Below are 24,479 nucleotides of genomic sequence, written 5' to 3'. Positions count from 1 at the left end.
AGAGCAAGGACTCACCGAAGTGTCACCACCAAACCCCACGGAAGTGTCACCGATGTCCTGATGCAGAACCGTCACCGATGTCCTGGGAGATGACACGAGGCGTCACTCCCGCAGGCCGAGACGTCACTTACGTCGGCCGAGTTGGCAGCGGAATGCCTACTCGGCCGACGCAAGTGACGTCTCGGCCGACGCGGGTGACGCTTCGGCAGGGAGGGTCAGCCGCGGAGCGCAGAGGCGAGGTAGGTGAGGCGGGGGTGGTCGGCGGTGGGGAAAGCCGAGACGACGGCCTTCGCACCCACCGCGACCTTCCAGTAGGTGGCGCCGGCGACGACCAGGAAGTCGGCCTTGGACGAGCCATCACCGGACAGCGGCGTGGTGATCAGCTCGGGCTCGCCGAAGGCACGGAGGGCGGTGAGGACCGGGGAGTCCTCCTCGAGGGCCGCGCGGGCGGCGGCTACGAGGCCCTCGTGCGCATCGGGGACGGCCACCACCCGCAGGGTCTGGATGCGCGGCTCGGCCTCGGGCGAGAGCATGACCTCGATGTCGTAGCGGCCCTTCTCGGCCGGCACCACGGCCAGCGCGACGCCCATGGCGCGGGAGAAGTAGCCGTAGGGCGCACCGCCCAGCGGCAGCCCGACCTTCGCGCGCGCCTGGGTGATCTGGACGCGCCGGCCGGCGTCGGGGACGTCGAGCTCGACGTTGTCGGCGAACAGCGACGGCAGCGCGAAGACCTCAGACCCCGCAGGATCAAAGGTGCGCAGCCGCTCGACCGCCGTCTCCAACGCCGAGTCGAGCCGCGGCCGCAGCCCCTTGACCACCGTCGAGAACCGGTGCGCCCCTCCCCCGGCGAGCTCTGCGGAGACCAACGAGCGCAACGCGGTCATCGCGGTCGGGTAGGCCCCGGCGTACGTGCTGTTGGACAGCGTGATCACGCCGAGCCCTGTCGCGGGGTGCCAGACCATCCGCGAGCCGTAGCCGGGGTAGCCGCCGGAGTGGTGGACGATCTGCCCGAGCCGGGAGTCGTGGTCGACCATCAGGCCGTAGCCATATCCGACCGCGACAGCGCCGACCCCGGCCTCCGGACCGGAGAAGCCGAGCGAGCCCGACACCGACCCGAACCGGTGCAGCTGCTGCATCTCCCGTCGCGACGCCTTCGAGAGCGGATGACCGTCAGCCCCCGACGAGAAGGCGTCCAGGAAACCGCCGACCCAGCGCGCCAGGTCGGCGACCGAGGAGTGCAGACCACCCATCGCCGCGAACGACCCCGACGCCACCGGCGCCGCAGGGGCCCAGGTCGGCGGACCCTCGAGCCGATCACCCGCCCAGGCCGGATGCAGCGGCGGAACATGCCCAGGAACCAGATTCGGCACAGCCGACGGCGAGTAGGCCGAGGAGGTCATCCCCAACGGCGCCAGCAGCTCGTGCTCGACGAAGTCCCGATTGGCCCCTTCCGGAGACGAACCTCCCACGACGTTCTCGATCGCCCGCCCGAGCAGCGCATAGCCGAGGTTGGAGTATTCGAACCCGACCCCCGGCTCCCGCCCGGTCGAGAAGCCGCCGTCGAGGAACGTCCCGAAGGCGTCGTAGGACAGCGACTCCTGCCGGTCGCCCCACGGGTCGTCGGTCGGCAGCCCGGCCGACATCGAGAGCAGCAGCCGCAGCGTCACCGCCGGCGAGTCGGCGGAGTAGGGCGCCTGGTCGACGAGCTCGGGCACGTACTGCGCGATCGCCTCGTCGAGGTCGACCAGCCCGCGGTCGCGCAGCAGCAGCACCGCGGCCGCCGTGAACGACTTCGACATCGACGCGATCCGGAAGACACTCTCCGCGGTCGGCGCCGGACCACCCTCGGTCGTCGCCCCGAACGCACCGGAGTGGAGCAGCTCGGAGCCGCGTACGACCCCATAGGCCAGCCCCGGGGTCAGCTTCTCCTCGAAGCGCTGCTGGAAGAGCTCGTCGACGACAGCGGTGTTCAGGCTCATACGGGCGTTCCTTCGGTGGCAGGTTGCTCGACGCGTTGCAGCCTAACCACCGAGGGCACCGCGAGCGTGACCAGACAGACCGACGCATAGAGCCCGCCGCTGACCAGGAAGACCGGCCGCTCCCCGAACCACCCCGCCAGCGGCCCGAAGAGGAGCTGCCCGACGGGCATCGCGAGGAACGAGCCGAGCGCGTCGTAGGAGTAGGCGCGCGAGAGCATCTCGCCCGGGACGTTCTCCTGCATGGCGAGGCTCCAGCCGAGGCTGAAGATCTCGATCCCGGCACCGGCGACGGCCATCGCGACCATGAGCGGCACCGTCTCCGGCCACAGCGCAAGGGTGAAGAACGGCAGCGAGAAGGCCATGATCCCGAACATCCCCGCCCGTAGCGGGCGCCTGATCGTGGCTCGCATCAGCAGGATCGTCATCACGAGCATCCCGGCGGCGAGAGCGGAGTTGGCCAGGCCCCAGCCCCCGACACCGAGCGAGGTGGACTTGGCGTACGCAGGCCCCAGCACGTTGAGCCCACCCGACTGGATCGCGTTGAGAACCATGAAGGCGACCACCACGACCCACAGCCAGGTGGTGCTGCGGAAGTAGGTCCACCCCGCTCGCAGGTCCTGGAGCGCCGAGGTCTTCTCTGCGTCTGCCGGACGCAATGGGATCCGCACCGGGAGCAGGAAGAGCGCCGCGAGCAGCCAGGTCAGCGCGTCGACCGCCAGCGCCCAGCCGGCACCGACACCGACCACGAGAGCGGCCGCGACCGAGGGACCCAGGATCGTCAGGGTGCCGCGTGACATCGAGAGCAGCAGGTTGGCCGGCTGCAGGTCCTTCTTCGCGACCAGCTGCGGCACCATCCCCTGCATCGCCGGGAAGGCCATCGCCATCGTGGTGCCGTTGATCGCCTCCAGGACGACCAGATGCCAGATCTCGGCATGCCCGGTGATGATCAGGGCGGCCGCGGCCGCCTGGGTGAGCGCCGAGGCGACATTGCTCAGCTGCAGCACCAGCCGCCGCGGGAACCGGTCGGCGATCACCCCTCCGACCAGCAGGAACACGACCATCGGGATGGTGTGCGCGGCGACCACATAGCCCAGCGCCGAGGCCGAGTCGGTCACCTCCAGCACCGCGAACGCGAGCGCCACGTGCGACATCGACGACCCGGCGAGGTTCACGAACCGCGAGGCGAAGAACCACCCGAAGTCGCGCTCCTTGAGGACGAAGAGGCTCTCCCGGATGCTCACGGCGGGAACTCTTCCGCACATCCGCGCTTCCTGGTAATCGTTTTTCGTGCGACTAAACCATCCACCCGGCCGAGGCGTCGAGATGGTGTGACCAGAGACGAGTTCACCGAGTTCTACGTCGGCAGCAAGGATCGCTGCCTGCGGGCCGCGATCGCCTACGGCATGGCTCCCGACCGCGCCGAGGAGGCAGTCGCCGAGGCGTTCGCCCGGGCGTGGTCGAGGTGGCCGAGCGTACGCAGCGTGGATTCGCCCCGCGCATGGGTCCTCCGGACCGCGATCAATGCCGACATCTCCTGGTGGCGCAAGCACCGCCGGGAGCTGATCGTGCCGGACACCCCCGAACCGCTCCCCCGCGACGACTCGAGCTTCGACCGCGACCTGCTGGAGGCCGTACGCCGCCTGCCACCGCGCCAACGCCAGGTGGTCGCGCTGCGCTACGTCCTCGACCTCGACGCCGAGACGACCGCCCACGAGCTCGGCATCGCTCGCGGCACCGTCTCCGCCACGCTCCACCACGCCCTCAAGACCCTGCGCCTGCAGCTGGCCGACTCCGAAGGGAAGCTGTCATGAACGACATCGAGACCCTGCTGCGCACCAGCAGCCACCACACCCTCGACGTGTCGGCGAGCGACATCCTGAGCCAGGGCGACCGGATGCGGCGTCGCCGTCGTGGCTCGAAGGTGGTCGCCGCTGTCGCCGCTTTCTCGCTCGTCGGGATCGGGGCATACGTCGCGATCCCCGACCGGCTGATCGACTCGGAGATCGCGACCCCGGAGCCGCCCACCCGGAAAGCTCCGGTCAACTGGTCCGGCGACCCGACCAACCTCACTCCTGCGGAGCTCGACGTGCTGAGCGAGCGGTGTCTGACGACGGCCTGGGCCGACGTGAAGACCATGTACGCGGGGACACCCGGGGCCACCAATGCCATCGATCCCGACGAGGCCCAGCAGATCCCGGCAGGAACCTGGCCGTTCCTCGCCGAGAAGCGCGGATCGATGGCGATGGCGCTCTTCGACGGCCGCGACTACGAGGTGACCTGCACGACGGCGTACGACGCCAGCCGGAGCCCCGACAGCGGCCCCGACCTCGCGGGGGCCTTCGGCCGGCCCGAGCGCTGGGGCGCCTTCGCGGCGACCGGGCCCTGGGAGGACTTCTCCCGTGGCAGCGCCGGCGAAGGTACTGAGTTCATGCTTCCCCTGCCTGAGACGATGGACGTCACCAAGGTGGTCTTCACCTCGAGCGGGGAGGAGATCCCGGCCACCATCGTCAACGGTGTGGCGGTCGCCTGGATCGACCACGACGTTTCCGTCGAGTCGGCCAGCTTCCGTGCCTACGACGCCGACGGCAAGCTGGTTCATGGCGAGGCGCCCGAACCGCCGACCGTCGAGTGGACCGAGACCGCGGAAGGGATCCGGGTGACCCGGTCGCTCGGCAACGAGAAGGTGGAGTCCGCCTGGTTCTGGGTCGGCGAGCAGCGGTTCGACGCGACCATCACCGAGGCCAACGTGGCAGTCGCGCTGATCCCGACCGGGAAGCTCACCACGGACCAGCTGAACAAGCTGCAGATCCAGGGCCTCTCCCCCGAGGGTCTCTCCATGATGGGCTGCGACGGAGGGCCGTGCGGTCCTTAGCGCGGCTCGGCCGCGACGTACCTCTCCGCTGCGGCACGCGGCTTGTCCCCGAGGCCCTCGATGCCGATCAACGACGGCAGCAGCGACCGATCGGTGGTGAGCGCCTTGAAGAGGGTCGAGACGGTGATGTCGTGGTCGGGGCGGTGGACGACGACGATCTCGTCGCCGGCCTGCAGCTCCCCCTCCTCGAGGACGCGCAGGTAGGGCCCCGGGCGGGCCTCCTGGGTGAACCGCTTGACCCACCGGGCGTTGTCGTAGCCGGAGACGCCCATCCAGTTCTTGAAGTCGTTGCAAGGCGTACGCACGCTGCAGATCTGCAGCAGCACCGTCCCGATCCGCCACTGCTCCCCGACGAGAGCCGCGTTGATGTCGATCCCCTCGGTGGTGAGGTTCTCGGCGAACTGGCCGTCGCGAAGCGTCACGCCCAGCCGGGATCCCCACAGATCGAGGTCCTCGCGGGCGAAGGCGTAGACCGCCTGCTCCTCGCCGCCGTGGTGGCGGCGGTCGGTCTGGGTGTCGGTGACGATGCCCTCCGCACCGACCGTCACCGGCCCGGGCGCCGACAGCTTCTCCATCGAGGTGGCGCCCACCTCCGCCCACTCGGCGGGCTTGGACTGACCGATGTTGACGCTTCGCACGATGGGCATGCGCCGATTCTCGCGGGCGTGCCGGGTTCAGGCACGCGAGTTTCTCAGTCCTGGACCGCCTTGGCGAGCGAGATCATCGCGGTGATCCAGTCCTTGTCGGGGGCCTGGTTGTCCTCCACCTCGTCCTTGACGTTGACCATCAGCCGCAGGATCACCCACGCGCGAGCCCGGTCCTCGTCGAGCTCGGCGGCATCGACCAACGCGAAGAAGCGATCGCGTACGCCGTCGCGGATCCGCCCCGCGTACTCGTCGGAGCGGTTCCAGAGCATCGGCGCGAGCTCGTAGTGCGGGTCGCCGGAGAGCGGCTTCGGGTCGATCACGAGCCACTCCTCACGATCACCCCGCAGCACGTTCTCGAAGTGCAGATCCGTGTGGATCAGCCGACCGTCGGTAGCCTCGTCGCGGGCGAAGTCGCGGGCGATCGACCGGGCCTGCTCGACCATCCGCGGCGGCACCGGAAGCCGCCGGCTCCTCTCCCCCAGCTCGTCGGCCCAGCGGGCGGCCTGCTGCGACAACGTACGCAGCTGCGGCGGAGCCGCCACGTGCAGCCGCCGGTAGAACCCGCCGACGATCTCGCAGGCCTGCACGTCCCACATCTCGGAGAGATCCGAAGGATGCAGCCGTTCGAGCAGCAGCGCGAACCGCTTCGGGTCGGCCCGGAGCAGACGTACGGCACCCCGACCGCCCCACACCTGCAGCGCCAGCGCCTCGTGCTCGGCCTCCCAGTGGGGCCAGCCGACCTTCAGCACCGCGGCCTCGCCGTCGGCGGTGCGGACCGGGAGCACGACCGCGCAGTTGCCATGGGTGGCCGACCCGTCGATGGTCAGCGACCACTCCTCGACCAGCTCACGGAGCAGCCCCGGGAGGTCGTCGAGCCACGCGGCCCAGGACGGCCCGTTGGCCGCGAGCGCCAGGAAGGAGTCCGGGACGAGCGTCACGGCGCCAACCCTAGGGCTGAGCCCTAATCCGCTTTCCAACCCCCGACGGATCGGGCAGGTTGGGCCCATGTCACTTCCAGAGTCGATGGGGACCAGAGGCGTTCCCTACCCGCCCGAGCGCTACGACGGCGAGGCGGGTGAGGTCTCGGCGCTCTACCGCCCCGACGCCACCGCGCCCGACCTCGAATATCCCAACGGGGTGAAGGTCGACTATCTCGCCACCGGCGCGACGACCGCGGGCGACTACGGGCTCTACCGCTGGCACTTCGGCCCCAACGAGACCGGCCCCGGGCCGCACTTCCACCGCGCGGTCGCCGAGTCGTTCTACATCCTCACCGGCACCGTCAAGATCTACAACGGCGAGGAGTGGATCCCGGCCAGCGCGGGCGACTTCGTGCACGTGCCGGTCGGCGGCCTGCACGGGTTCCGCAACACCACCGACGAGCCCGCCTCGATGCTGCTCCACTTCACCCCGGGCGCGCCGCGGGAGGGCTACTTCGAGGGGCTGCGCGAGCTGGCCGAGGGCACCGAGCTCGGTCCGGACGAGATGGCCGAGTTCTACAAGCTCCACGACAACTACTGGGTCGACTGAGCCTTCCAGGCCTCGATCCCGAGGCGGACGATGTCGGCGGACGACTCCGGCACGTCGGCCGCCTCCTTGAGCGAGACCCATTCGGCGAAGTCGGTGGTTCCGTCGACCTCCAGCGTGCCCAGCTCACCCCCGACGATCCGGGCCTCGAAGATCACCCGGACCGACTGGTAGGGCCGGCGGCCCGGCTCGAACGGCACGACGTACACGTTGGTCGTCAGCGGAGCCCCGACCTCGACGTCGTAGCCGGTCTCCTCCTTCACCTCGCGCACGACCGCCGCAGGTATCTGCTCGCCGTAGTCGACGCCACCGCCCGGGAGCGTCCAGCCCGGGTCGTTGCGGTGGTTGCCGTTGAACCAGCTCAGCAGGATCTGCCCCGCATCGTCGACGATGACGGCGTACGCGGCCACCCGGGTGTCGTACTCGGTGAAATGCATCCCCGGGAGACTACAACGGACCGCCCGCCGTTCAGTCGAAGACGAACGCCGTCGCGTCCTTGGGGAACGAGGTCCAGGCCCGGATCCGCCGGGGATGCACCGCCGGCGCTCCCTCCGTGTAGCTCTTCGCCTCGAAGACGTTCTCGCCGTACTCGGGATACTTCGCGTTCAGCAGCCCGGCGATCTCCTCGGCGACCTCGGGAGCGAAGGCCGTCGTCCGCACCTCGCCCTCGATGACGACCAGCTTCCACGGATCCGGCAGGTTCACGGTCACCTTCGGGTGCGCGGCGGCCAGCCTCCGGTGGAGCGTCTCCGGACTGCCGCCGTAGACCAGCTTCTCCTCGAACCAGATCCCGTCCAGCGGCGTCACGTGCGGACTCCGTCCGGGCCTCTCGAACGCGAACCAGAACTGCTTCGCCTCGACCAGCCGCTGACGTACGTCCTCCCACGCCAGCAGCTCGCTCGGCGTGCCATAGCCCTGCGGGAACCGCACCTGTTCTGTACGCATGTGCCTCACTCAACCACCGGCCGCACCCGTCCGACCCGACCGTTCTTGCGCACCACCGGTTGTGATGGACTGGCGGGCATGCGTTCTCGGGTTGCAGCCATGTTCGTCCTGCTCTCCGCGACCTCGGCCTGCGGGTCGGGATCGGTTCCGGTGACGACCGACCCACCGACGCCGTTCTCGGCCTCCTCGACGTCGATCCCGGACGGTTTCACCGCGGCCGAGTGTCCGGCGGTGATCGGCGGGGAACCGGTGACCCTGAAGCTGGTGGTGCCGGACGGCTTCGTGTCCGCGTCCGCCGACCCGAGCAACCGGAACCCCGACGGCCGGTGCAGCTGGCAGACCTCCGAGGAGCGCTTCCTCAGCGTCGAGGTCGGCGAGAAGGAGTCCCTCGCCGACCTGAGCGACGAGCTGAAGCAGTACGAGGACATCGGAGGTGACGACGAGGTCAAGGACGTCGACTACGACGCCCCGACCAACACCTTCGGCGACCAGGAGGGCGAGCGGCTCAGCTGGTGGTCCTACTCCGACGGCATGCCCGCCGACTGCGTCCACGTGCAGGCCAACGACATCCGCCTGTTCTGGCAGAACCCCGACGACCTCGACCAGCGCCTCGACGACCTCGACGTCGTCCTCGCCAGCGTCGAGCTCGTCCGCTCCTGACCCGGGCAGCTCACTCCACCACGCGCAGCGCGGCGGGGATGTCCATCCGCCGCTCGCGGCGTACGCCGAACACGGGCGCCACCGCAACGACGAGGACACCGAGGATGAGCGTGCTCAGCACGGTCACCGTCGAGAGCGTGGGCACGACGAGCAGCTCGGGGGTCACATCGTCGAACCCGGAGACGACATAGCGGAGCGCCGCATAGCCGCCCGCGAGACCAACTGCTGTCCCGAGCAGGCCGATGATGGCGCTCTCGACGACCGCCATGACCATCACCAGTCGCGTGGGAACGCCGAACGCATACATGGTGGCGTGCTCACGAGTGCGCTCGTCGGCGCTGATGCTGGCTGAGTTGAAGGCGATCAGCATCGCAAGCAGCAGGGTGGCCACCTCGATGATGGTCAAGATCCCGGTGAACTGGCCCAAGGCACTGTCGAGCACCTCAGCGAAGCTCGACGCGGGCTCGACGGCGGTGACGCCCTGCAGGCGGAACAGGCTACGGGTCACCTGGTCGGCGTCTTCGGCGGGCACGACGACGATCTGATTGACCACCCCGGCCAGACCGAATCTGGCAGCGCCCTCCGCATCGAGATAGGCGAAGGTCCGCCACGGGTCGGGGTGGAGCGCCCGAACCGGGATCTGGCTGGTCACGATCCGGGGTCCGGCTGCGTCCGGCACCGGATGGCGTACAGCGAGCACATCGCCGGGTGCCACTCCGAGGTCATCGGCTGCCTTCTCCGACAGCACGATGCCATCGTCCGGGCCGCTGTCCCTCACCAGGGTTGGGGTCCAGATCTCGTTCGCGAAGTCGACCACCTCAACGACCGCCTGCAGACCGCCGTCACCATGACGGAGCGTCGCAGGGACGGCGAGCTGGCCCTGCGACGCGGCGACGCCGTCGGTCTCGGCGACCGCGAGCGGCAGGTCCGAGCCGGTGGGATAGTACGTATCGAGAGTGACCACCATGCGCCCGGGGCTGCTGTGCTCGAGCTCTGCCGCGTTCGCGTCACCAGCAGCGTTGAACGTGTCCAGCAGTCCCAGCACCGCCACCAGCGACGTCATGGCCGCCGCGACCCCGAGCGTAGTGAGCACGGTCCGACGAGGCGCCCGCAGTACGTTGCGCAGCGACATCGACACGTAGGTCCGTCCCGGCGTACGCACCTTCGTGATGAGTCTCAACAGACGTCCACCCGACCGCGCCGAGCCGAAGGCACCCGACCGGATGGCATCGACCGGCGCCATCCGCAGCGCCTGGAGGATCGGCAGGACCGTGGCGAGCACCGGGATGGCCAGGCCGAGCGCAGCGCCCTCGGCAAAGCGACCGGTTTGGAACGGCGTCTCCCAGACCGGCAGCGGAAGCAGGTCGGTCATCACCTCGCGCATCGCGTTCCCCGTCAGCCAGCCGACCCCGATTCCGGCCACGACGCCGAGGACGGAGATCTGCAACCCGACGAGCAGCGGGCGGATCGCCAGTACCGCGGGCGAGACGCCCAGGGCCATCCCGACCCCGATCTCACGACGTTGGGCCTCGATCATCCTCGTCACCAGGTTGAATGCCGCGAACGCCGCTCCGAAGAGGATCAGGAAGGAGAACACGTCCCACGTCGTCTGGTCGTTGCGGGCGTCCTCGTACAAGGCCCGATGGACCGGATCTTCCGCCTTGGACGTGACGGAGCCACCGTACGGCTCCACCGCAGCGGTCAGCTGATTCCTCACCCGTTCCTCGTCCGCACCGTCCCGCAGCCGCAGGACCAGGTCGTTCACCTGACCCGGGCGACCACTGACCTCTTGGGCAGTGGCGAGCGGCATGAAGACGACGGCGAAGCCGGTCTCCCCCAGCACCATCCCGCTTCGACCGGTGACCTGGAAGTACTCGGGCGTGTAGCCGGTGCCGACATACTCGACCCGCTTCCCGGCGCTGATCAGCAGCCTGCCCTGCGAGGGAAGCTCGTGCTCGTCTGCGAACTTGGACTCGAGCACAGCAACGCCTTCGTCCTCATCACCGGCACGCAGACCTCGGCCATGGGCGATATGGAGATCATCGACCGGAGACGCTCCGGTCGACATGCCGACCACCTCGCCCGGAACGAGCAGATCCTCGCTCGTGGTCGAAGCGTCCACCAAGGTCGGCACCACCAGTCGCTCGACCGCCGCCTCGATCGAGGACGCATCCTCGATACTGGTGGCCGCATGCTCCAAGGTCCCTCCGGCCACGAACCCGCCGTCCGGGAGTTCCACGCGCAGGTCGTGCATGCGCAGGCTGCTATAGCTGCGATCGTTGGACTGGATCCGCCACGCGCTGGTAGCCCCGAGGCCGGCATACACGCCCGTTCCCACAGCGATCACCAGCGCCAGGGCCGTCACCAGCAGCCACCGTCGACGGAGATCTCGCCACGACCACCGGACCCAAAGTCGAACCGACCACGTGCTCATGGCGGCTACCAGCGCACGTTCTCTGTGCGGCTCTTTCCACCGACGGGTGGCCCGTCACTCACGATGCGCCCGCTGGACAGCTCGATGACGCGGTCGCCCACCTTCGAGATCTCGCGGTTGTGGGTCACCACGAGCACCGTCTTTCCGGACTCGGCCTGCTGCTGGAGCAGTTCCAGGATCTGCACCCCCGTGCGGAAGTCGAGCTCGCCGGTCGGCTCGTCGGCGAGCAGGATCGGGTTGTCGGTGGCGAGCGCACGAGCGATCGCCACCCGCTGCTGCTCCCCGCCGGAGAGCTGGTGCGGGAAGTGGTCCGTCCGCTCGGCGAGGCCGACCCGTTCGAGCATCTCCTGGGCCACATCTGTCGCGCCGGGACGGCCGGCGACCTCGGCACCGAACTGGACGTTCTCCGCCGCGGTCAGCCCTGGAAACAGATTGAATGTCTGGAAGACGAAGCTCACCGTCTGCCGCCGCAGGGCGAACCGGTCACGTCGGGACGCTCCGGTCACGTCTCGGCCGTTGAGGGCGACCCTGCCCTCGGTGGGACTGTCGAGGAGCCCGATCATGTTCAGCAGCGTCGTCTTGCCGCTCCCCGATGGCCCGAGAACGACGACGAACGCACTCTCGTCGACGTGGAGGTTCACCTCGGAAAGCGCAGTGACCGTGGACTCGCCGACGGTGTACCTCTTGGCGAGGTCGTCGAGATCGATGCGAGTACCCGTCGACATGTCGGGCGACGACGCAGCCAAGTGCACGGGGAGAATGTCACTCACTCGGCCAGAGTCTCTGGCCGTTCTGAGTCCGGGCAGAGCCAAAGGCCCCCGAAACAGGGACCACCGACATCACCGAGAAGACTCGTCCACTGCCGAGAGGACCTTCGCCGACCCCCCGGCAGCTTCGCACCTCGATCAGGCGAGACCCGTCCTCAGCGACTCCTGATCCAGTGATCAGGCGGCACATCCGCACGTCCCGGCACCGGCTCGGTGGTCTCGGCCCACCCCGATCCCCAGGCCTCCGTGGCAACCCGCGGCCAGAACGACCGGGCGGCAGCGTTGTCGTGCTGGAACGGGATGGCCCACGGCCCAGCGTGGCGGCCGATCACGTCGAGCGCGAACGAACGCCCGAGACCGCCGCGCCGGGCTGCGGGCACGACGAAGAACGCCTGCATGATGCGGTCGGCGAAGCCGAGGCCACGAACCAGCGCGAACCCGACCGGAGCCGACTCCCCGGTGTTGGGGTGGGGCGCCCAGGCCAGATAACCGCAACGGTCAGGGGCTGGATACTCGTCGAGCCATTCGTGCCGGTAACGGCCGTCGGGCAGCGGGAACCCGTTGACGACCGCCCCGAGATCGTGACGGAAGTCCTGCCACAGCCACGCGACGATCGACCACTGGTCGTCGCCGACGGGCAGGATCTCGTACGTCACTTCTTGTCGGTGGAGGCCTGAGTGGTGGAGAGGGCGGCGACGAAGGCTTCCTGGGGAACCTCGACTCGGCCGACCATCTTCATCCGCTTCTTGCCCTCCTTCTGCTTCTCGAGCAGCTTCCGCTTCCGCGAGATGTCGCCGCCGTAGCACTTGGCGAGGACGTCCTTACGGATCGCGCGGATGTTCTCGCGGGCGATGACGCGGGCACCGATGGCGGCCTGGATGGGCACCTCGAACTGCTGCCGCGGGATGAGCTCCTTGAGCTTGCCGGCCATCATCACGCCGTAGTTGTAGGCGGCGTCGCGGTGGACGATCGCGGAGAAGGCGTCGACGGGCTCGCCCTGGAGGAGGATGTCGACCTTGACCAGGTCGGCGGCCTGGTCGCCGGAGAACTCGTAGTTGAGCGAGGCGTACCCCTTGGTCTTCGACTTGAGTTGGTCGAAGAAGTCGAAGGCGATCTCGCCCATCGGCAGGACGTAGCGCATCTCGACGCGGTCCTCGGAGAGGTAGTCCATCCCCTGCAGGGTGCCGCGCTTGTTCTGGCACAGCTCCATGATGGTGCCGATGTAGTCCGACGGCGCCAGGATCGTGGCGTTGACGACGGGCTCGCGGACCTCGTTGATCTTGCCCTCGGGGAACTCCGAGGGGTTGGTCACGATGTGCTCTGTGCCGTCCTCCATGACCACGTCGTAGACCACGTTGGGCGCGGTCGAGATCAGGTCGAGGTTGAACTCGCGCTCGAGCCGGTCGCGGGTGATCTCCATGTGGAGCAGGCCGAGGAAGCCGCAGCGGAAGCCGAACCCGAGGGCGCCGGAGGTCTCCGGCTCGTACGTCAGCGCAGCGTCGTTGAGCTGGAGCTTGTCGAGCGCCTCGCGCAGGTCGGGGTACTGGTCGCCGTCGATCGGGTAGAGCCCGGCGAAGACCATCGGGTTGGGGTGGGAGTAGCCACCGAGCATCTCCTCGGCAGGTTTGGCGTTGGTGGTCACGGTGTCACCCACCCGCGACTGGCGCACGTCCTTCACACCCGTGATCAGGTAGCCGGTCTCGCCCACGCCGATGTGGTCGGCCTTCACCGGCTCCGGCGAGATCACGCCGAGCTCGAGCATCTCGTGGACGGCGCCGGTCGACATCATCTTGATCTTGTCGCGGTGCTTCAGCGAGCCGTCGAAGACCCGGACGTACGTCACGACGCCGCGGTAGGTGTCGTAGACCGAGTCGAAGATCAGTGCCCGCGCGGGCGCGTCCGGGTCGCCCACCGGGGGCGGGGTCTCGGAGACGATGTGGTTGAGCAGGTCCTCGACGCCGAGGCCCGTCTTGGCCGAGACCTTCAGCACGTCCTCCGGCTCGCAGCCGACGAGGTTGGCGAGCTCCAAGGAGTACTTCTCGACGTTCGCCGAGGGCAGGTCGATCTTGTTGAGCACCGGGATGATGTGCAGGTCGGCACCCATCGCGAGGTAGAGGTTGGCCAGGGTCTGCGCCTCGATGCCCTGGGCCGCGTCGACGAGCAGGATCGCCGCCTCGCATGCCTGCAGGGACCGGGAGACCTCGTAGGTGAAGTCGACGTGGCCGGGGGTGTCGATCATGTTCAGCACGAAGGTCTGACCCTCGTCTTCCCCGGACGTGACCGTCCACGGCATCCGCACGGCCTGGGACTTGATCGTGATCCCGCGCTCGCGCTCGATGTCCATGCGGTCGAGGTACTGCGCCCGCGCGGCACGCTCGTCGACCACTCCGGTCAGCTGCAGCATCCGGTCGGCCAACGTCGACTTGCCGTGGTCGATGTGGGCGATGATGCAGAAGTTGCGGATGATCGCCGGGGGCGTGGAGCCGGGCTTCGGGGCAGCACTCATGATGAGAGCCATCCTCCCACGCTCAGTACTGATGGAACCAAAGCGGCAGCTGCACCGACTCGCCCGGGCAGGTCACGTTGCGGTCGCGGCCGTTCTCGAGCCACTGCACGATCACCGCGGCGCCACCCTGGAACATCCACTCACCACCGCAGCGCTCCAGCGCCGCGGCCCGCGACGTCTCCCCCGCCGGGCGCCACTCGGGCAGCTGCAGCTGCAGGTCGCCGACGATCGGCGTCCACAGCCCCTCGATCGAGTAGACCCCGACCCGCTTCCCGGCATCCTGATAGCCGGCCAGCGCACCCTTGACGACCGCCTGGTTGGCCGCGATGTCATCGGACCACTCCCAGTCGGGGACCGGCTCGACGTCCATCCAGACCGAGGGCGACTCGAGCCCGGCGCGGGCCATCGTCTCGAGGTTCCACTTCGCCTGCTGGTAGCCGACGTTGGTCAGCCGGCCGATCTCGGTCTCCGGGTCCCCCGGCCCCTCGCCGCCGCGCTCACGGAGCGTGGCGGCGTCGGGGTAGGAGACGACCGCGTACGCCGAGGTCATCAGCTTGTTCTTCGTGGCCCACTCGACCTGCGAGGCCAGGCACGGGTTGGGGGTGAAGGCCGGACCGTTGGTGAGCCCGATGACGACGTACTCCGCCGTGCCGAGCGGCATCGGCAGCCCCAGCGTCCGGCGCTCCTTGATGCCCATCCCCTCGGGGCACTGCGGCCAGCTCAGGTCGCTGCCCTCGACGATCCCGCGGTCCTTGACGGGTGGGACGGATGGGATCTCGAGCGACTCCGGCGCGCGTGGCGCCGGGCTGGCGCTCTTTGCGGGCTCCGGCTTTGCGGTCTCCGGCTCCGCAGACGTCGATGGGGATGCCGACTCCGCCTCGGCCCTGGGCTGGGCGGCGCAGCCGAACAACGCCGGCGCCGCCAGGAGCAGCAGCACAGCGGCGTACGTCTTCTTCCTTGCCCACATCACCCGCAGATACTGCCATCCGCGACCCAGCGGGTCACGCCGCTGACGTGTTCACCGAGACGACCCGCGGAACTCACCGGTAGTTCCGCCGGAATCGGCAGGTTTGGCTCATGACCCCACTCAACCGCCGCTCCGTCCTCGGCCTCGGTGCCGCCGCCGGTGCCGGACTCGTCATCCCCACGACCGCAGCAGCCGCCCACGCCGCGCCCGCCTTTGTCCGCGGCAACCGACCGACCCTCACCCACGGCGTCCAGTCCGGCGACGTCGGCGCCCGCGGCGGCGTCCTGTGGAGCCGCGCGGACAAGACCTCCCGATTGGTCGCGGAGATCTCGGCCGACGAGTCGTTCCGCCGGGCGCGGCCGGTCAACGGGCCGGTGGTGACCGCGCGCAGCGACTTCACCGGGGAGCTGAAGGTCGACGGTCTCGAGGCGGGGCGCGACTACTTCTACCGGGTCCGTGCCGTCGACCCCGACGACCCGCGACGCGGCAGCGCCTGGGAGCAGGGCCGGCTCCGCACCGCCCCGGCACGCCACCAGGACGTCCGGTTCCTGTGGTCCGGCGACATCGCCGGCCAGGGCTGGGGCGCCAACCCCGACTTCGGCGGCTTCCGGATCGCACCCGCGATGGCGGCGCGCGAGGCCGACTTCTTCCTGAGCTCCGGCGACAACGTCTACGCCGACGGCCCGCTCACCGCGACCGTGACCCTCCCCGACGGACGGGTCTGGAAGAACATCGTCACCGAGGAGAAGCACAAGGTCGCCGAGACGCTGACCGAGTTCCGCGGCCAGTTCGCCTACAACCTGCTCGCCGACAACTGGCGCGCCTTCCTCGCCCAGACGCCGATCGTGGCGCAGTGGGACGACCACGAGGTCACCAACAACTGGTACCCGGGCGAGATCCTCCCCGACGACGGTCGCTACACCGAGCGCCGCGTGGACGTCCTCGCGGCTCGCGCGAAGCAGGCCTTCCACGAGTACATCCCGGTCGGAGACGCCTCTCCCGACCCCGACGGCCGGATCTACCGCAAGCTCTCCTACGGCCCGCTGATGGACCTCTTCGTCCTCGACATGCGCACCCACAAGGACGCCAACACGGCCAACACGGAGACGACGGCCGACGGTGGCGTACTCGGTGAGCGTCAGACGGCCTGGCTGCTGCGCGAGCTGGCCGCCTCCCGCGCCACTTGGAAGGTCATCGCCGCCGACCTGCCAATCGGCCTGGTCGTCCCCGACGGCCCCCTGCAGGAGGGCCTCGCCCAGGGCGACGGCGGTGCCCCGCTCGGCCGCGAGCTCGACATCGCGAAGGTGCTCACCGGGCTCAAGCGCCTCGGCATCCGCAACCACGTCTGGCTGACCGCCGACGTCCACTACACGGCGGCGCACTCCTACTCGCCGGACCGAGCGTCCTACCAGGACTTCGACCCGTTCTGGGAGTTCGTCTCCGGCCCGCTCAACGCCGGCGCCTTCGGCCCCAACAAGCTGGACGCCACCTTCGGCCCGGCCGCCGAGTTCGTGGCCGCGCCCCCGGCCGCCAACACCTCACCCGCCGACGGCTTCCAGTTCTTCGGCGAGGTCGAGATCGACGGACGTACGCAGCAGCTCACCGTCACGCTGCGCGACATCGACGGCGGGGCGCTTTTTACGAAGACGCTGGACCCGAGTTTCCGTTAGGGTCTCCGGGCTGGGGCGTGTCGCTGTGAAGACACGCCTCAGCCGTCTCCCGTTCGGGCCCAGGAGGACCAGCAGACCATGACCGAAATTCATGTCGTCCCCAAGGACATGAAGACATCCATCGGCATCGCCACGGACGCCGAGAGCGCCGTACGCAAAGCCGACTCCGCCGGCTATCTGAGCAAGGCGGGCGCTGCGGTCCCAGGGGCGGAGTCGGTCACCTACATGTCCGATCTCGGCACCCGCTGGACCGATGAGACGAAGGCCGCCGCCGACAGCTCCCAGAAGCTCGCCGCGGAGATGCAGAAGGCGCTCGACGAGTTCGAGGCCGCCGACAAGGCCGCCGGCGAGAAGGGCGGAAAGGTCATGGGCCCGAACTGATGGCGATCACGTTCGGCCAGGTCAAGACCTGGAAAGCAGCACCCCTGAGCGATGCCGGCGACGGGCTCAAGGCCGACCTCCGCCTGCTGGAGACCAGCCGCGACGAGCTCGAGGCCAACGGCGTGGCCAAGTCCTGGACCGGGGTGGCCGCCGACGCCGCCCGAGGGCATCGCGACAGCCTCGTCAAGAACCTGAGCAGCCACATCACCGGCAAGCAGCAGATGCAGAAGGCCCTCTACGCCGCCGAGCCCGAGGTCGAGGCCATCGAGCGCCTCGTCGCCGGCATCCTCGACCGGGCCAAGACCCAGGAGTTCACCGTCGGCGACGACGGCTCGGTCACCAGCACCGCCACGCCGCCCACCTTCCACAACCGCTACGAGGCCGAGGAATGGGGCAACAGCCGCCAGACCATCGCCCAGGAGCTCGCCGACGACATCACCGACGCCCTCGCCAAGGCGGCCGGCGTGGACCAGCTCCTCACCGACGGCATCCCGACCGGCACCGACGCGGATCTCGATCACACCCGCGACGAGCGCGGCATGGCCTCCCCCGAGGTGGCCGAGCGATGGGCCCAGCTCACCGATGCCGAGCGCAAGGCGATCATCGACCAGAAGATCGAGGAGCTCGCCGAGGAGTACGGCGTCGAGGTCGAGGACATCGTCTGGGACGCGCAGGGCAGCACCAACGGCTACTGGAGCGAGGACGACCACACCGTGCACCTCAATCCGGGCAACGTCGGCAATCCCGACATCCTGCACACCGTGGCTCATGAGATGCGCCATGCCCGGCAGTACGAGGCGATCGAGGACAACAACGACTTCCAGTTCTGGTGGGAGGACGACCCCTTCGCCATGCACGAGGAGGACGGCATCACCGAGGAGCAGGCCGAGGAGTGGGAGGAGAACTTCGATGACTACAAGAGCACCGAGAACGGCGACAGCTACGACGACTACTACAACCAGCCCGTCGAGGCCGATGCCCGCAAGTCCGGCCGCGGATATCTCGACAACCTGACCACCGAAGAGCTCGACCGTCTCCTGAAGGAGTCGAAATGACGACGTACGCCGACCTGGTCACCGCCTACCTCGACGACCCCGGCCCCGAGACGCTCGCGCCGTTGCGCCGGGCGGTCCGCAACTCCGCCAACTTCACCGTCGACCTCGACCTGGCCGCGATCGACAAGCTGCTCGCCGACGGCGCGTACGCCGACGCCGCGACCGCACTGCGGGCGCTCATGCCCGGAGCGATCTTCAGCCCGTCGACCCACCTGCGCCTGGCAACAGCCCTGGAGCGATCCGGCGAGGGACGCGCCGCGGCCCGCGAGCGCCAGGTGGCCAGCGCAGCGCTGCGGAGCATCCGGGCGACCGGCGACGGCACCGCGGAGCACCCCTGGACGGTGCTGCGGATCAACGACGAGTACGACCTGCTCCGCGCGCTCAACAAGGTGCCCGGCCGCCAGGATCTCCTCGAGGCCGGCGGGCGGCGGATCGACCGCCACACCTGCACAGACGGGACCCTCGCTCACTTCGACGCGACCGCGCTCGTCTGATGGCGATCACCTTCGGCCAGGTCAAGACCTGGAAGGCGGCGCCGCTCGGCGATGCCGGCGACGGGCTCAAGGCCGACCTCCGCCTGCTGGAGACCAGCCGCGACGAGCTCGAGGCCAACGGCGTGGCCAAGTCCTGGACCGGGGTGGCCGCCGACGCCGCCCGAGGGCATCGCGACAGCCTCGTCAAGAACCTGAGCAGCCACATCACCGGCAAGCAGCAGATGCAGAAGGCCCTCTACGCCGCCGAGCCCGAGGTCGAGGCCATCGAGCGCCTCGTCGCCGGCATCCTCGACCGGGCCAAGACCCAGGAGTTCACCGTCGGCGACGACGGCTCGGTGACCAGCACCGCGACGCCGCCCACCTTCCACAACCGCTACGAGGCCGAGGAATGGGGCAACAGCCGCCAGACCATCGCCCAGGAGCTCGCCGACGACATCGAGAAGGCCCTGGCCAAGGCCGTCGGCGTCGACGCCATCCTCACCCGCGGCCTGCCGACCGGCATCAACGAGCAGGGCGACGAGTACGGCAACATCGACCCGGCCATCGCCGAGGAGTGGGAGACGCTCACCGTCGAGCAGCGCAAGGCGGTGCTCGAGGAGATGGTCAAGAAGATCGCCGCCGACAGCGGCGTCGACATGCCCACCATCGACTGGACCGCCCTGGAGAACGACACCTGGGACGACAACAGCATCACCTACGGCTACTGGAACGACGAAGAGCCCACGATGGCGCTCAACCCCAACGTCCTCGACGACCCCGGCCAGCTGATCAACACCGTCGCCCACGAGGTCCGGCACGGTCGCCAGCACGAGGCCATCGACGACATGAACGACTGGCAGTTCTGGTGGGAGGACGACCCCTTCGACGAGCACAAGGCGGACGGGATCACCGAGCAGCAGGCCGAGGAGTGGGAGGACAACTTCGACAACTACAAGAGCACCGACGACGGCGCCACCTTCGACGAGTACTACAACCAGCCCGTCGAGGTCGACGCCCGCAACTCCGGCCGTGACTACCTGAACAACCTCACCAAGGAGGAGTTCGACCGGATCCTGGCGGAGTCGCGATGACGACGTACGCCGACCTGGTCAGCGCCTACCTCGACAGTCCCGGTCCCGAGACCCTCGGGCCGCTGCGCCGCGCCGTCCGCGGCTCGGCCAACTTCACCCCCGATCTCGACCTCGACGAGGCCGACCGGCTGCTCGCTGCCGGCGCCTACGCCGAGGCCGCGGCCGAGCTGCAGCGGGTCATGCCGGGGGCCGTCTTCAGTCCCTCGGCGCACCTGCGCATGGCCACGGCGCTGGCGGGATCCGGCGACGAGCGGGCCGCTGCCCGCGAGCAGCAGGTCGCCCGGGCCGCACTGCGCAGCATCCGCTCCACCGGCGACGGCAGCGAGCAACATCCGTGGTCGGTGCTGCGTATCACCGACGAGTACGACATGCTCCGCGCCCTCGACAAGGTCCGCGACCGCCAGGACCTCGTCGAGACCGGAGGCCGTCGTCTCGACCGCCTCACCTGCTCCGACGGCACCGTCGCCCACTTCGACGTGACCCCGTTCGCCTGACTGATGCTCGCCCCAGATATCGCGAAGGACCGATGAAACCCCGAACGTACGCCCTCAGTGTCCCGATCGTCGGCGTGCTCGCCGCCGCGCTCCTGGCCGGGTGCGCCAGCGACCCCGACCGGGATGGCTGCGACATCTCCGCGACGGGGACGGCCTCGTTCAGCCTGGCCGCCGCGGTGGCGCCCTCGCGGCTGGTCGCCGGCTCGCTGACCGCCGGCTCCGACGGGAAGTACGTCGTGGCCAGCTGCACCGACGGCACCTGTCGGTGGAACGCCGGGGGTGGTGCGTACGAGACGATCTCCGAGGCCGGCTATCTCGCCATCAGCCCCGACCTCACCCTCGTGGCGCGGAAGGTCGGCTGCTCGGACGTCGCGCTGGTCGAGGTCGACGGCGACAAGGAGGTCCAGCGGCTCGAGGGCCTGCCGAACCCGAAGGTCACCGACGCGAGCCCGGTCGGCGAGATCGCGTTCAGCCCCGACGGTCGGTTCGTGGCCGGCGCCGGGCTCGAGGGCGACCTGATCATCTGGTCGGTCGAGGACGGCGAGGAGGTCGCGAACGACGACCTCGGCAACGGTGTCGGATCGATCTCGTTCAGCCCGGACGGTTCCCTGGTGGCGGTGGCCTCCGGCGACAGTGTCTCGGTCCTCGAGGCCGAGTCGGGCGACGAGGTCGGCACCGTCGCCGCAGCTCGCGGCGTCGACCCGGTGTGGAGCCCGGACGGCCGCTGGCTCGCCGGTGTCACCACCGAGGGCCACCCCACGATCTGGGATGCCACGACGTTCGAGTCCGTCGAGTCGCTTCCGGGTCAGTCGGCCACCGCGGTCGCGTTCTCGCCAGACTCCCGGTCGTTGGCCGTGACAGCCGACCCCAGCAGCATCCGGCTGATGCTGTGGGCACCCGCCGAGTTGGGCGGCTCGGGCGAGGCCCGTGACCTCACCCAAGCTCCTGCGCTGACGTCGAACGTGATCTTCAGCCCCGACGGCAAGACGCTCTACACCGCGTCTGCCAGGGAGGGCCTCGCCGCCTGGGACGTCGCCACCGGGAAGCCCGCGGGGAGCTTCGACCAGCCGCCGATGCCCGAGTAGCTCTCCGCTGGCGCATCCTGGGCGGCGTACACAAGGATGTTCGTCGTGACCGCGATCCCGACGAACATCCCGCACGGGCAGACCGCTCGCCGCCTGGAGTGGCCCCACCTTCCGCCGTTCCTGCGAGCCTCGATCGAGAAGCGGCTCGGCGGCGGACCGGTGGTCTCGGCGCAGTCGCACGGGGCCGGTTTCACGCCGGGCTTCGCCTCGGCACTGACCTGCCAGGACGGCTCCCGGCACTTCGTGAAGGCGGCCTCCGCCAAGGCGCAGCGCGACTCCGCGGCGCTCTTCCGGGAGGAGGCGGCGAAGCTGAAGAAGCTCGCCGGCTGGGTCCCCAGCCCGAAGCTGAAGTGGTTCGACGACGGCGAGTGGGTGGTCCTGGCTTTCGAGCACGTCGAGTCGCGGCTGCCGGCGCGGCCGTGGACCGTCGCCGATCTCGAGGTCGTCTCGCAGGCGCTGGTCGAGACCGCCGCAGCACTCACCCCCGCGCCGGGCATCGGCTGGCCGACCTTCGCCGAGGAGCACGCCTCGTACCCGGAGCTGTGGGATCGGGTCGCCGGTTACCCGCACGCCGACCAAGCGGCCTCGCTCGCCGCCGGGTTCGCGGAGCACACCGCCGGCGAGACGCTGGTCCACCTGGACGTACGCGACGACACCGTCCTCATCCGCCCCGACGGTGGTGTGCTGCTGGTCGAGTGGACCTGGCCGGTCCTGGGTGCCGACTGGATCGACTCGCTCCTGCTGCTGGTGGGGCCGCGTGGCGACGGCCTCGACGCCGAGTCGTTCCTGGCCACTCACCCGCTGCTGTCGAAGGCCGCGCCGGAGGCCATCGACTCGGTCCTGGCCCTCTTCGCCGGCTACTTCCTGGCCGCCGCCGACCAGCCGGTGAAAACGACCTCGCCCCACCTCCGCAGGATGCAGCGGTGGCAGGGCGAGGTGTGTCTGGACTGGCTGGCGGAGCGCCGGGGGTGGGGTCAGGAGCCGGCGTAGAAGGCGTCGATGCGCGCCTGCTCCCGCTCCTCGACGACGTTGCGCTTCACCTTCAGCGACGGGGTCAGCTCACCGCGCTCGACGGTCAGGTCGTGCTCGAGGATCTCCCACTTCTTGATGGTCTCCCAGCGGTTGAGGCCCGCGTTGAGCTCGTCGACATAGCCGCCGATCAGCTCGCGCACCTGCGGCGAGGTGACGATCTCCTCGTAGGACTTCCCCTCCAGCCCGTGCGAGGCACCCCAGGCGGTGATCGACTCGGGGTCGAGGGTGATCAGGGCGGTGACGAAGTTGCGGTTGGCGCCGAAGACCAGGAACTGGCTGGCGTAGGGGCACAGCGCGGCGAACTTCGACTCGATCGCCGGCGGCGCGACGTACTTTCCGCCGGAGGTCTTGAACAGCTCCTTGATCCGGCCGGTGATGGTGATGTAGCCCTCGTCGCCGATCGAGGCCTTGTCGCCGGTGTGGTACCAGCCCTCGGCGTCGAGCGCCTTCGCGGTCTCCTCGGGCAGGTTGTGGTAGCCCGGCATCACGTGCGGGCCGCGGATGAGCAGCTCGTCGTTGTCGCCGATCTTCACCTCGCTGCCCGGGAACGCCTTGCCGACGGTGCCGAGCTTGTTCTCCTGCAGGGTGTTGACGGCCGCGCCGGCGGCGTTCTCGGTGGAGCCGTAGCCCTCCATGATCATGATCCCCGCGGCCCAGAACCACTCGGCGATGTCGCGGTTGAGCGGCGCGGAGCCGGAGATGAAGAAACGTACGCGGCCACCGAACCGGTCCCGGACCTTGCTGAGCACCAGCTTGTCGAGCACGGCGTGCTTGAGCGCCATCGTGGTCGGCACCGGCTTGCCCTCGCGCAGCAGCCGGTCGCGGGCGATGCCGTTGGCGAAGGCGGCGTCGAAGAGCTTCTTCTTGATGCCGCCGTCGGCCTCGGTCATCATCACGATCTTGGAGTGGACCTTCTCGAAGATGCGCGGCGCCGCCCCCATGAAGGTCGGCTTCACGATGCCGAGGTTGTCGACGATCTTGTCCATCCGGCCGTCGATCGCGGTCGGGAAACCGCAGGCGATCTGGACCGAGAGCAGCACCTTGCCGAAGACGTGCGACATCGGCAGCCACAGGAACTGCACGTCGTCGGGGCCCAGGAGACCGGGCTGGACCCGGATGGCCTCGCCCTCGTAGACCCAGGCCCGGTGGAGCAGGCGCACGCCCTTGGGCCGGCCGGTGGTGCCCGAGGTGTAGACCAGGGTGGCCAGGTGGTCAGGGGTGATCTTGGCGACCGTGTTCTCGATCACGTCCGGGTGGTCGGCGAGGTACTTGTCGCCGATTGCCGCCAGGTCGTCGAGGCCGATGACCCGCTCGCCGTCGGTCTCGCCGTCGAAGGTGATGACCTTGACGATCTCCGGCAGGTCGGCGGCCTTCTCGGCGATCTTGGCGAGCTGGACGTCGTCCTCTGCGAAGACGAAGCGGCAATCGGCGTCACCCAGGATGTAGGCGGTGTCCTCGACGTTGGTCGTCGGGTAGACCGTCGTGGTGGCGCCGCCGGCGAGCATCACCGCCAGATCGGCGAGGATCCACTCGTAACGCGTGGTCGAGGCGATGCCCACCCGCTGCTCCAGCTCGAGGCCGAGCGAGACCAGGCCCGCGGCGAGCCGGCTGGCCTGGGCGCCGGCCTCCTTCCAGGTCAGCGACTTCCACTCCTCCCCACCGTCCGGGGCCGTCGAGCCGACCACCGGATAGCGGAACGCCTCGGCATCCGGGGTCGCCTTGACCCGGTTGAGGAAGTGAAGGGCGAAGTTCGCCGGCATCTCGTCGAGGAATGCGAGATCGATCGCGGACTGGGTCGGCATGATTCTCCTGGCCTGCAGTATGTGCGTGGGGGTGAACGGTGGGCGGTGAGCACGAGAGAGACCGCGCGGGGGACCCTAGACGCTCGAGCTGC

The 24,479-nt window shown here is 69.2% G+C and carries 24 protein-coding genes; 12 read left to right on the top strand and 12 right to left on the bottom strand.

Annotation, left to right across the window (positions count from 1 at the left end; translation table 11 throughout):
• Window positions 1-215: 215 nt before the first annotated feature.
• Window positions 216-1,979, bottom strand: a complete 1,764-nt coding sequence (locus ACIA03_RS27800; RefSeq protein ID WP_396988675.1) for a serine hydrolase domain-containing protein — start codon at window positions 1,977-1,979, stop codon at window positions 216-218.
• Window positions 1,976-3,220: an MFS transporter gene (locus tag ACIA03_RS27795; protein ID WP_396988673.1), complete on the bottom strand. Its 1,245-nt coding sequence runs from the start codon at window positions 3,218-3,220 to the stop codon at window positions 1,976-1,978. Before ACIA03_RS27795 ends, ACIA03_RS27800 begins: the two co-directional genes overlap by 4 nt.
• A gap of 87 nt (window positions 3,221-3,307) precedes the next feature.
• On the opposite strand from ACIA03_RS27795, the gene ACIA03_RS27790 reads away from it, so the two are divergent.
• Together ACIA03_RS27790 and ACIA03_RS27785 are read left to right on the top strand one after the other, a co-directional pair.
• Entirely contained in the window at window positions 3,308-3,790 is a 483-nt protein-coding gene (locus ACIA03_RS27790) for a sigma-70 family RNA polymerase sigma factor (RefSeq protein WP_396988671.1), read from the top strand.
• Entirely contained in the window at window positions 3,787-4,851 is a 1,065-nt protein-coding gene (locus ACIA03_RS27785; RefSeq protein ID WP_396988669.1) for a hypothetical protein, read from the top strand. The genes ACIA03_RS27790 and ACIA03_RS27785 overlap by 4 nt, the downstream gene beginning before the upstream one ends.
• Here the strand turns inward: ACIA03_RS27785 and ACIA03_RS27780 are convergent.
• Both ACIA03_RS27780 and ACIA03_RS27775 read right to left on the bottom strand, forming a co-directional pair.
• A complete protein-coding gene (locus ACIA03_RS27780) occupies window positions 4,848-5,498 on the bottom strand; it encodes an MOSC domain-containing protein (RefSeq protein ID WP_396988667.1) in 651 nt (216 codons plus the stop codon). The two genes, ACIA03_RS27785 and ACIA03_RS27780, sit on opposite strands and share 4 nt — an antisense overlap.
• 44 nt (window positions 5,499-5,542) lie before the next feature.
• Window positions 5,543-6,436, bottom strand: coding sequence for an aminoglycoside phosphotransferase family protein (locus ACIA03_RS27775; RefSeq protein ID WP_396988665.1), 894 nt, complete (start codon window positions 6,434-6,436; stop codon window positions 5,543-5,545).
• A gap of 67 nt (window positions 6,437-6,503) precedes the next feature.
• Here ACIA03_RS27775 and ACIA03_RS27770 point away from each other — a divergent pair, with 67 nt between their 5' ends.
• Window positions 6,504-7,028 (top strand): cupin domain-containing protein, encoded by a 525-nt coding sequence (locus ACIA03_RS27770; protein WP_396988663.1) that lies wholly within the window; start codon window positions 6,504-6,506, stop codon window positions 7,026-7,028.
• On the opposite strand, the gene ACIA03_RS27765 is transcribed toward ACIA03_RS27770, so the two are convergent.
• Window positions 7,013-7,462: an NUDIX domain-containing protein gene (locus ACIA03_RS27765; RefSeq protein ID WP_396988661.1), complete on the bottom strand. Its 450-nt coding sequence runs from the start codon at window positions 7,460-7,462 to the stop codon at window positions 7,013-7,015. The genes ACIA03_RS27770 and ACIA03_RS27765 overlap by 16 nt on opposite strands.
• Window positions 7,463-7,493: 31 nt before the next feature.
• On the bottom strand, window positions 7,494-7,970 hold the full coding sequence (locus tag ACIA03_RS27760; RefSeq protein WP_396988659.1) for a pyridoxamine 5'-phosphate oxidase family protein: 477 nt from the start codon (window positions 7,968-7,970) through the stop codon (window positions 7,494-7,496).
• 78 nt (window positions 7,971-8,048) lie between these two features.
• Here ACIA03_RS27760 and ACIA03_RS27755 point away from each other — a divergent pair, with 78 nt between their 5' ends.
• Window positions 8,049-8,630, top strand: coding sequence for a hypothetical protein (locus tag ACIA03_RS27755; protein WP_396988657.1), 582 nt, complete (start codon window positions 8,049-8,051; stop codon window positions 8,628-8,630).
• A gap of 10 nt (window positions 8,631-8,640) precedes the next feature.
• Here the strand turns inward: ACIA03_RS27755 and ACIA03_RS27750 are convergent, their stop codons facing one another.
• The 5 genes from ACIA03_RS27750 to ACIA03_RS27730 all read right to left on the bottom strand — a co-directional run bounded on the left by ACIA03_RS27750 (window position 8,641) and on the right by ACIA03_RS27730 (window position 15,304).
• The gene (locus ACIA03_RS27750) at window positions 8,641-11,064 is read right to left on the bottom strand and encodes an ABC transporter permease (protein ID WP_396988655.1); all 2,424 of its coding nucleotides are present in this window, start codon (window positions 11,062-11,064) and stop codon (window positions 8,641-8,643) included.
• A gap of 5 nt (window positions 11,065-11,069) precedes the next feature.
• Window positions 11,070-11,834 carry an ABC transporter ATP-binding protein gene (locus ACIA03_RS27745; protein WP_396988653.1) on the bottom strand — a complete coding sequence of 255 codons (765 nt, stop codon included), beginning with the start codon at window positions 11,832-11,834 and terminating at the stop codon, window positions 11,070-11,072.
• A gap of 152 nt (window positions 11,835-11,986) precedes the next feature.
• Window positions 11,987-12,487 carry a GNAT family N-acetyltransferase gene (locus tag ACIA03_RS27740; protein ID WP_396988651.1) on the bottom strand — a complete coding sequence of 167 codons (501 nt, stop codon included), beginning with the start codon at window positions 12,485-12,487 and terminating at the stop codon, window positions 11,987-11,989.
• Window positions 12,484-14,337, bottom strand: a complete 1,854-nt coding sequence (lepA, locus tag ACIA03_RS27735; RefSeq protein WP_396988649.1) for a translation elongation factor 4 — start codon at window positions 14,335-14,337, stop codon at window positions 12,484-12,486. Before lepA ends, ACIA03_RS27740 begins: the two co-directional genes overlap by 4 nt.
• A 22-nt stretch (window positions 14,338-14,359) precedes the next feature.
• Window positions 14,360-15,304, bottom strand: coding sequence for a hypothetical protein (locus tag ACIA03_RS27730; protein ID WP_396988679.1), 945 nt, complete (start codon window positions 15,302-15,304; stop codon window positions 14,360-14,362).
• A 110-nt stretch (window positions 15,305-15,414) separates the two neighbouring features.
• Here ACIA03_RS27730 and ACIA03_RS27725 point away from each other — a divergent pair, with 110 nt between their 5' ends.
• The 8 genes from ACIA03_RS27725 to ACIA03_RS27690 all read left to right on the top strand — a co-directional run bounded on the left by ACIA03_RS27725 (window position 15,415) and on the right by ACIA03_RS27690 (window position 22,543).
• Window positions 15,415-16,974: an alkaline phosphatase D family protein gene (locus ACIA03_RS27725; RefSeq protein WP_396988647.1), complete on the top strand. Its 1,560-nt coding sequence runs from the start codon at window positions 15,415-15,417 to the stop codon at window positions 16,972-16,974.
• Window positions 16,975-17,052: 78 nt separating this feature from the next.
• Complete coding sequence (locus tag ACIA03_RS27720) at window positions 17,053-17,355, top strand: hypothetical protein (protein WP_396988645.1); 303 nt, start codon at window positions 17,053-17,055, stop codon at window positions 17,353-17,355.
• Window positions 17,355-18,410 carry a hypothetical protein gene (locus tag ACIA03_RS27715; RefSeq protein WP_396988643.1) on the top strand — a complete coding sequence of 352 codons (1,056 nt, stop codon included), beginning with the start codon at window positions 17,355-17,357 and terminating at the stop codon, window positions 18,408-18,410. Before ACIA03_RS27720 ends, ACIA03_RS27715 begins: the two co-directional genes overlap by 1 nt.
• Window positions 18,407-18,904, top strand: coding sequence for a DUF4919 domain-containing protein (locus ACIA03_RS27710; RefSeq protein WP_396988641.1), 498 nt, complete (start codon window positions 18,407-18,409; stop codon window positions 18,902-18,904). The genes ACIA03_RS27715 and ACIA03_RS27710 overlap by 4 nt, the downstream gene beginning before the upstream one ends.
• On the top strand, window positions 18,904-19,974 hold the full coding sequence (locus ACIA03_RS27705; RefSeq protein ID WP_396988639.1) for a hypothetical protein: 1,071 nt from the start codon (window positions 18,904-18,906) through the stop codon (window positions 19,972-19,974). Before ACIA03_RS27710 ends, ACIA03_RS27705 begins: the two co-directional genes overlap by 1 nt.
• Window positions 19,971-20,468 (top strand): DUF4919 domain-containing protein, encoded by a 498-nt coding sequence (locus tag ACIA03_RS27700; RefSeq protein WP_396988637.1) that lies wholly within the window; start codon window positions 19,971-19,973, stop codon window positions 20,466-20,468. The genes ACIA03_RS27705 and ACIA03_RS27700 overlap by 4 nt, the downstream gene beginning before the upstream one ends.
• Window positions 20,469-20,500: 32 nt before the next feature.
• Window positions 20,501-21,553 (top strand): WD40 repeat domain-containing protein, encoded by a 1,053-nt coding sequence (locus ACIA03_RS27695; RefSeq protein WP_396988635.1) that lies wholly within the window; start codon window positions 20,501-20,503, stop codon window positions 21,551-21,553.
• A 45-nt stretch (window positions 21,554-21,598) separates the two neighbouring features.
• Window positions 21,599-22,543 carry a hypothetical protein gene (locus ACIA03_RS27690; protein ID WP_396988633.1) on the top strand — a complete coding sequence of 315 codons (945 nt, stop codon included), beginning with the start codon at window positions 21,599-21,601 and terminating at the stop codon, window positions 22,541-22,543.
• On the opposite strand, the gene ACIA03_RS27685 is transcribed toward ACIA03_RS27690, so the two are convergent.
• Window positions 22,528-24,387 (bottom strand): AMP-dependent synthetase/ligase, encoded by a 1,860-nt coding sequence (locus tag ACIA03_RS27685; RefSeq protein WP_396988631.1) that lies wholly within the window; start codon window positions 24,385-24,387, stop codon window positions 22,528-22,530. The two genes, ACIA03_RS27690 and ACIA03_RS27685, sit on opposite strands and share 16 nt — an antisense overlap.
• Window positions 24,388-24,479 lie beyond the last annotated feature (92 nt).

The organism is Nocardioides sp. NPDC051685, assembly GCF_044453405.1.
Classification (GTDB): Bacteria; Actinomycetota; Actinomycetes; order Propionibacteriales; family Nocardioidaceae; genus Nocardioides.
Note: the sequence above shows the minus strand (reverse complement) of the source record. Positions and strands in the feature narration are given on the sequence as shown.